This window comes from Sphingomonas soli NBRC 100801, from assembly GCF_001591025.1.
Taxonomy (GTDB): domain Bacteria; phylum Pseudomonadota; class Alphaproteobacteria; order Sphingomonadales; family Sphingomonadaceae; genus Sphingomonas; species Sphingomonas soli.
Window position 1 is genome coordinate 127899 of record NZ_BCTZ01000016.1, and the last position, 7869, is coordinate 135767.

Annotated in this window: 7 protein-coding genes; 5 read left to right on the plus strand and 2 right to left on the minus strand. The window is 67.3% G+C overall.

Features of this window, described 5'->3' with window-relative positions:
• Positions 1-9: 9 nt before the first annotated feature.
• Both hemH and SSO01S_RS13090 read right to left on the minus strand, forming a co-directional pair.
• Positions 10-1017 (minus strand): ferrochelatase, encoded by a 1008-nt coding sequence (hemH, locus tag SSO01S_RS13085; protein ID WP_066799394.1) that lies wholly within the window; start codon positions 1015-1017, stop codon positions 10-12.
• Positions 1014-3269 (minus strand): xanthine dehydrogenase family protein molybdopterin-binding subunit, encoded by a 2256-nt coding sequence (locus tag SSO01S_RS13090; RefSeq protein ID WP_066799396.1) that lies wholly within the window; start codon positions 3267-3269, stop codon positions 1014-1016. The genes hemH and SSO01S_RS13090 overlap by 4 nt, the downstream gene beginning before the upstream one ends.
• A gap of 117 nt (positions 3270-3386) precedes the next feature.
• On the opposite strand from SSO01S_RS13090, the gene lgt reads away from it, so the two are divergent.
• From lgt to SSO01S_RS13115, 5 genes are all read left to right on the plus strand, one after another.
• Positions 3387-4274, plus strand: coding sequence for a prolipoprotein diacylglyceryl transferase (gene lgt / locus SSO01S_RS13095; protein ID WP_066799398.1), 888 nt, complete (start codon positions 3387-3389; stop codon positions 4272-4274).
• A 6-nt stretch (positions 4275-4280) separates the two neighbouring features.
• Positions 4281-5378 (plus strand): class I SAM-dependent methyltransferase, encoded by a 1098-nt coding sequence (locus SSO01S_RS13100; RefSeq protein ID WP_439646567.1) that lies wholly within the window; start codon positions 4281-4283, stop codon positions 5376-5378.
• Positions 5375-5878, plus strand: coding sequence for a GNAT family N-acetyltransferase (locus SSO01S_RS13105; RefSeq protein ID WP_066799400.1), 504 nt, complete (start codon positions 5375-5377; stop codon positions 5876-5878). The genes SSO01S_RS13100 and SSO01S_RS13105 overlap by 4 nt, the downstream gene beginning before the upstream one ends.
• Positions 5875-6633 carry a peptidoglycan editing factor PgeF gene (gene pgeF / locus SSO01S_RS13110; RefSeq protein ID WP_066799404.1) on the plus strand — a complete coding sequence of 253 codons (759 nt, stop codon included), beginning with the start codon at positions 5875-5877 and terminating at the stop codon, positions 6631-6633. The genes SSO01S_RS13105 and pgeF overlap by 4 nt, the downstream gene beginning before the upstream one ends.
• Before the next feature lie 48 nt (positions 6634-6681).
• A partial coding sequence (locus SSO01S_RS13115; RefSeq protein WP_066799405.1) for a cystathionine gamma-synthase family protein occupies positions 6682-7869 on the plus strand: 1188 nt, incomplete at its 3' end.

Genomic DNA, 7869 nt, shown 5'->3' on the forward strand with positions numbered 1-7869 from the left:
TTGGCGAGGCTAGGCGGGGCGGACCCAGCCTTCAAGCTCCCGCTGCAAAATGCTGCGCAGCATGGCGAGGCCCGGCGCGCTATCGTTCAGGCAGGGCAGGTAGGCGAAGCTGGTGCCGCCGCTCGACAGGAAGGTCTCGCGCCCGCGGATCGCGATCTCCTCCAGCGTTTCGAGGCAATCGGCGGAGAAGCCCGGAGCGACGATCGCCAGCTTCTTCACGCCCCTTGCCGGGAGCTCGGCCAGCACGGTTTCGGTCGCCGGCTCCAGCCATTTGGCCCTGCCGAAGCGCGACTGGAAGGTGAGCGTGACCTCGCGCCCCAGCGCCTCGCCCAGCAGCCGTGCGGTCTTGTGACACTGGCAATGATAGGGATCGCCCAGCTCCAGCGTCCGCAGCGGCATGCCGTGGAAGCTGGCGAGCACGGCCTCGGGCTCGAAATCGAGCGCGGCGATGCCCTGTTCGACCGATTCCTTCAACGCGCCGATATAGGCCGGATCGTCATGATAGGGCGGCAAAGTGCGGATCGCCGGCTGCCAGCGCATCTTGGCCAGCGCGGCGAAGGCGGCGTCATTGGCGGTCGCGGTCGTCGCGCCGCTATATTGCGGGTAGAGCGGCGCGATCAGGATGCGCGTGCAGCCCCGATCTTTCAGCGACACCAGCCGGCTGCGGATATCGGGCTGGCCATAGCGCATCGCATAATCGACCATCACATCCGGCCCGAAAGCGCCTTCGAGCGCCTTTGCCTGGAGGCGGGTGATCGCGGCGAGCGGCGAACCGTCTTCGCGCCACACCTCGCGATAGGCGCGCGCGGATTTCCTGGGACGGGTGGTGAGCACCGCGCCGCGCAGGATGGGTTGCCAGATCAGCGGCGGGATCTCGACCACGCGGCGATCGGACAGGAATTCGGCCAGATAGCGGCGCACCGATTTCGCATCGGGCGCGTCGGGCGTGCCGAGATTAACCAGCAGTACGCCGACCTTTTCCGGGTAAATATAGCGATGATCGGGGGGCATGGTCATTCGATATCGGAGAGCAGGGGCAGGCGGCGGAAGCGCACGCCGCTCGCCGCCTGGAGCGCGTTGGCGATCGCGGGGGCGACGGGGGGGACGGCGAGTTCGCTGACCCCGCCCGGATCGCTGCCGCTGGCGATGATCTCTACCGTGATATCCGGGCAGTTGGCGAGCGTCGGCAGGCCCAGCTCGGAAAGGTCGCGGACATCGGCGACATTCTCGCTGAAGCCGGTCGCGCCGCCGGTCGCGGCGGCCATGCCGAAGATCAGCCCGCCCTCGATCTGCTGCTTGACCAGATCGGGATTGACCACGCGACCGCAATCGACGGCGGCGACCAGCCGATCGACCTTTACCTCGCGCCCCGCCAGCCGGGCCTCCGCCATCACGGCGATATAGGAGCCGCGGAACATGTGGCACGCGATGCCCTGGCCGCTGCCCGGCTGCCCGCCCTGCCATCCGCCGAGTTGCCCCGCCATCTGGAGGCAGCGCGCGAGGCGGGGCTCATTGCCGAGCATCGCCATGCGGAAGGTGAGCGCATCCTGTTCGGCGACATGCGCGAGCTCATCGATGAAGCTCTCGGTGAAGAAAGCGGTGTAGCTGTGCGCGCCCGAGCGCCAATAACCGGTCGGCACGCCGATCTGCGCCGGATGGTGATCCACGCCCAGATTGGGGATCGCATAAGGCGGTGTCGCGCCGGCGATCGCGGAAGGGTCGCCCGCACCTGGCATCGCCAGCGAGGCTGCGACCACCGCATCGCTGCCGAGCAGCCGCTTCGCGAGTTCGCGCCCCGTATCCGGGGCTGCGACCTTTGCCAGCCAGCCGGTGATGCGCCCCTTGCCGTCTAGCTTGGCGGAGAGGCGCCCGGCGGCGGCTGGGCGATACCGGTCATGCCGGAAATCCTCGCCGCGCGGCCAGGTGAGCTGGACGGGGCGGCCGATCTTCATGGCGATCAGCGCCGCCTGTTCGGCGACGTCATGCTCCAGCTTCGCGCCGTACGACCCGCCCGCCATAGTGGCATGGATGAACACCGCCGCTTCGCCAAGGCCAGCGGCGCGCGCGGCAGCGGTGCGCGCGAGGCCGGGGGCCTGGGTCGGCAGCCACAGCGTCAGCCGGCCATCGGCATAGGAAGCGGTGCAGGTCATCGGCTCGAGCGGTGCGTGGAGCGCCAGCCCGACGCGATATTCGGCCGTGACCAGCTTCGCGCCCTTGAAGTCCGCGCGCAGATCGCCCGCCGAAGCGATGCGCGCGCCCTTGCCGTCGAACGCGGCGGTGAGCGCCGCATCGATCGTATCGGAATTGATCACCTCATCGGGCGTCTTGAAGCGCGGGCGCATCGCATCGATCGCGCGCTCGGCAGCCCACCAGCTTTCGGCGACCGCCGCCACCCATTGGCTGGTGGTGACCACCGCCAGCATGCCGGGCACCTGGTTCGCAGCCGCACGATCGAGCTTGGCCAGCTCGGTCTCGCCCGCCGGGCCCTGGCGGATCGATGCGAAGACCATGTTGGGCAAGCGGATATCGGCGGCGTAATTGACGCTGCCGTCCACCTTTGCCGGTGCGTCGAGGCGCGGCAGCGGCTGGCCGTAAAGCCGGTTGGCATCGCCCGAGCGCAACGGCACGTCCGAGGGCAGGCTTTCGTCCGCCGCCTCGCCCGCCAGTTCGCCAAAGCCGAGCTTCTGCTTGCCGTGGATCACGAAGCCGCCCGCGGTGCCGCACGATTGCCAATCCACGCCCCAGCGGCTTGCCGCCGCCTTGCACAATAGCAGCCGCGCCGCCGCGCCCGCATGACGCAATTGATCCTCGAAATTGCGGATCGAGGTGGAGCATCCGGTAAGCATCAGCCCGGAGCGCGCCGCATAGGTGCGCTGCAATTGCTGTGGCAATCCGCCCAAAGCCAGCTCGAACAGCGACGCGGCGGCCAGCGGATTGGCGTAAAGCGGATTGAGCGGCGCAGGCTCGACGCCCACCATCTTCCAATCGGCGCCAAGCTCGTCTGCGATGATCTGGGGCATGGCGGTGTACACGCCTTGCCCCTCCTCGCATTGCGGCACGGCGACCACGATATGTCCGTCGCTGCCGATCTTGAGCCATGCGCCGAACAGGCTTTCGCCGGGCGCGGCGGTTAGATTGGGCAGATAGGTGCGCGGCCATACCGCCCAGGCGACCACCAGCCCCGCGCCTACGCCGCCGCCGATCAGCAGCGTCCGCCGGTCGGGCTTTTTGAGCTTCGACAGATCCAGCTTGGGAAGGTCCAGCGCCATCGCGCTTGCTCTAGCTCGGGGGCGGGGGGCTGTCATCCCCGCCCGATCGCCCGAGCCTATCGCCCGAGCCGATTGCCCTATTGGGTTTGCCCCGCGCCTGCTCTATCGCTCTTGCCCATGAGCGATCTCCTGAGCATGGCCGCCGCATCGGCCCAACATATCCGCTTCGAAAGCCTGGGGCTGAGCAGGGTTGCGCTCGATCTCGGCTTCTTCGAGATCAAATGGTATTCGCTGGCCTATATCGCCGGTATCCTGATCGGCTGGTGGTATATGAACCGCCTGCTGCGCCAGCCGGGCGCGCCGATGAGCAAGGCGCATGCCGACGATCTGGTATTCTACGCGACGCTCGGCATCATCCTGGGCGGCCGGATCGGCTATATCCTGTTCTACGCGCCCGAGATGCTGACCAGCCCGATACGGGCGATCAGCCTGTGGGACGGCGGCATGTCCTTCCATGGGGGGGTGATCGGCACCACGATCGGCATCCTGGTCTTTGCGCGCCGCAACGGGCTGAACTGGCTGCGCATCCATGATTATGTCGCGTGCGTCGTGCCGTTCGGATTGTTTTTCGGGCGGCTGGCGAATTTCGTGAATGGCGAGCTGTGGGGCAAGCCCACCAATATGGCCTGGGGCGTGATCTTTCCCGATACCGTGGTGGCCGGACAGATCGAACCCGCGCGCCACCCCAGCCAGCTTTATGAAGCGGGGCTGGAAGGCATATTGCTCTTCGCCGTGCTCTGGTACTTTTTCTGGCGCACCAAGGCGCGCTACGAGCCGGGCAAGCTCACCGGCATCTTCCTGCTCGGCTATGGCCTCGCCCGCTTCGCCGTGGAATTCTTCCGCGAGCCCGACAGGCAATTGGTTTGGCTGGCCGATGCGACCGGGCTGCACATGGGCCAGTGGCTGTGCCTGCCGATGATCGCGGGCGGCGTGTATCTGATCGCGACGGCGAAGGGCCGTCGCGAGCGGATCGAGCCGATCGCCGGCGCGGAGAGCGTGGCCTGATCTCCGGTGGCTGACGATAATCCTCTCGCCGCGCCGCCCAAGGCACGCGCGGAAAACGCGGCCGAACCCCTGCTGCCCGAGCGGCTGGCGCGGGCGATCACGCTGGGCGGGCCGATTCCGCTCTCGCAATTCATGGGCGCGGCGAACGCGCATTATTACGGCACCCGCGATCCGCTGGGCGCGCGCGGCGATTTCACCACCGCGCCCGAGATCAGCCAGATGTTCGGCGAGCTGATCGGGCTGTGGCTGGCCGATCTGTGGGACCGTGCAGGGCGTCCGGCGGCGCGCTATGTCGAACTGGGGCCGGGGCGCGGCACGCTGGCCGCCGATGCGCTGCGCGCGATGGCGAAAGCGGGGTTCACGCCGCCGGTGGATCTGGTGGAGAACAGCCCGATGCTGCGCGCGGCGCAGGCCGAGCGCGTGCCGCATGCCGAATTCCATCTCGACCTGGTCGGGCTGCCTGACGATGCGCCCTTGCTGGTGGTCGCCAATGAATTCTTCGACGCGCTGCCGATCCGCCAGCTTATCGCGACGCCGGAAGGATGGCGCGAGCGGCTGGTTGCCTGCCAGGACACGCTGTTCCTGCCGATCGCGGGGGACCGCAGCTTCGACATGATCATCCCCAAGCCTTTGCTTCAGGCAGAGCCCGGTTCGGTGATCGAGACTTCGCCCGCGAGCGTGGCGATCCTGCGCGGGCTGGCGGCGCGGCTGATGGCGCAGGGCGGCGCGGCGCTGATCGTCGATTATGGCTATGAAGGCCCGGCGATCGGCGACACGCTGCAGGCGGTGAAGGGGCATGAATATGCCAATCCCTTCGACACACCGGGCGAGGCCGACCTGACCGCGCATGTCGATTTCGCCACGTTGCGCGAAGCTGCCGAGGCCGAGGGGCTGGTGGTGCATGGTCCGGTCACGCAGGGCGCGTTCCTGGAGGCGCTTGGCATCGGCGCACGCACCGAGGCGCTGGCGGCGAAAACGCCGGATCGCGCCGAACAGCTCGCGCTCGATCGCGACCGGCTTATCGATCCCGAGCAGATGGGCGAACTCTTCAAGGTGATCGCGATCACCGCGCCGGGCTGGCCGGTTCCGGCGGGGTTCGCATGATCTGTCGCGACGCCACGCCGGACGATCTGCCCGCGATAGACGCATTGTTTCGCGAGAGCTTCCACGCGACCTTCGGGCATCTTTATGCGCCCGAGGATGCGGCGGCGTTCTACGATCAGTTCACGCCCGAGGCGTGGGCGGCGGAGTTTGCCCAGCCGGACCTGCGCTTCCACGTTGCCGAGGATGGCGAGGGGCTGGCGGGGTTCTGCAAGATCAGCGACCTGGAGCTTCCGGCGCAGACCAGCGCGCGCACGATGGAATTGCGCCAGCTCTATCTGGCCGAGCGCGCCAAGGGGTCGGGCGCGGCACAGGCGCTGATGGAATGGGCGATCGGCCAGGCGCGGGCGCGGGGTGCCGGGGAAATCTGGCTGTCGGTCTATATCGACAATCACCGCGCCAGGCGCTTCTACGAGCGCTACGGCTTCGAGGATCAGGGGCCGTACAAGTTCATGGTGGGCAACCATGCCGATGAAGACCGGCTGATGCGGCTGGTGCTGTGAGCGCGGTCGAGGTCAATCGCGCGCGCGCGCTGGAGGGCGTGGCCCACGGCTTTCTTGGGCGGCGCGGCGGCGTTTCGACCGGAATCCTGGCCGGGCTGAATGTGGGCACCGGATCGCAGGACGATCCGGAGAGCATCGCGGAGAATCGTCGGCGCGCGGCCGATGCGATCATTCCCGGCGCGCCGCTCGCCACGGCCTTCCAGGTCCATTCGGCGGATGCGGTGATCGCCACCGCACCCTTCGCCGAGCGCCCGCATGCCGACGCGCTCGTCACCAATACGCCGGGGCTGCTGCTGGGCATCCTCACCGCCGATTGCGCGCCGGTGCTGTTCGCCGACGCGCAGGCAGGCGTCGTCGCCGCCGCGCATGCCGGGTGGAAGGGGGCGCTGGGCGGAGTCACCGATTCGACGATCGCGCTGATGGAGACGCTGGGCGCGCGGCGCGAGCATATCGTCGCGGCGGTCGGCCCCTGCATCGCGCGCGCCAGCTATGAGGTGGACGAAGGCTTTTTCCGCCGCTTTGCCGAGGCCGATCCGGCCACCGAACGCTTCTTCGCCGACGGGCGCGCCGGGCATCATCAGTTCGATCTGGAAGCCTATGTCGCCAGCCGCCTTGCAGCGGCGGGAATCCGCACGGTCGAGACGCTGGGCGAGGACACTTATGCCCAGCCCGAGCGCTTCTACAGCTTCCGCCGCGCGACGCACCGGCAGGAAAGCGATTATGGCCGCCAGATTTCGATAATTGGTATCAATTGAGACGGTGTTTCGGCTAGAGGGCGGTCAACCAGTATCCGGAGAGGCTCCATGACCGACAAAACCGAAGCCGAGCTGACGGGCGGCACCCCGAGGCGCAGCCCCAAGAAGAGCATCGAGAAGATCGGCGAGCGCAAGCTGCGCCCCAGCACGATGATGATGGGGCATGGCTATGATCCGATGCTCTCCGAAGGATCGCTCAAGCCGCCGATCTTCCTCACCTCGACCTTCGTCTTCCCCAATGCCGCAGCCGGCAAGCGCCATTTCGAAGGGGTGACCGGCAAGCGCCCCGGCGGGGCCGAGGGACTGGTCTATTCGCGCTTCAACGGCCCGAACCAGGAGATATTGGAAGATCGCCTGGCGATCTGGGAAGAGGCGGAGGATGCGCTGGCTTTCTCCAGCGGCATGTCGGCGATCGCCACGCTCTTCCTGTCGATGGTCAAGCCGGGCGACACGATCGTTCATTCGGGCCCGCTTTATGCGGCGACCGAGACGCTGATCGGCCGCATCCTGGGGCGCTTCGGCGTGCATTGGGTCGATTTTCCCGCCGGTGCGACCCGCGAAGAGATCGACGCGGTGCTCGGCAAGGCGGCGACCGGCAATGTCGCGCTGATCTATCTGGAGAGCCCCGCCAATCCGACCAATGCGCTGGTCGATGTCGAAGCGGTGCGCGACAGCCGCGATGCGATCTTCACGGGTGACAACAAGCCGCCGATCGCGATCGACAACACCTTCCTCGGCCCGCTCTGGGCGCAGCCGATGAAGCAGGGCGCGGACATCGTCGTCTATTCGCTGACCAAATATGCCGGCGGCCATTCGGATCTGGTCGCGGGCGGCGTGCTGGGATCGAAAGAGCACATCAACACGATCCGGCTGATGCGCAACACGATCGGCACGATCTGCGATCCGAACACCGCCTGGATGCTGCTGCGTAGCCTTGAGACGCTCGAATTGCGCATGAGCCGCGCGGGGGAGAATGCGCTGAAGGTCTGCAACTTCCTCAACGGCCATCCGAAGGTCGATCGCGTCGGCTATCTCGGCTTCCTTGAAGCCCAGGGCGATGCGCGCCAGGCCGATATCTATCGCCGCCATTGCATCGGCGCGGGATCGACCTTCTCGCTCTATCTGAAGGGCGGCGAGAAGGAGGCGTTCGCGTTCCTGGACGCGCTCAAGATCGCGAAGCTGGCGGTGTCGCTGGGCGGCACCGAGACGCTGGCATCGCATCCGGCGGGGATGACG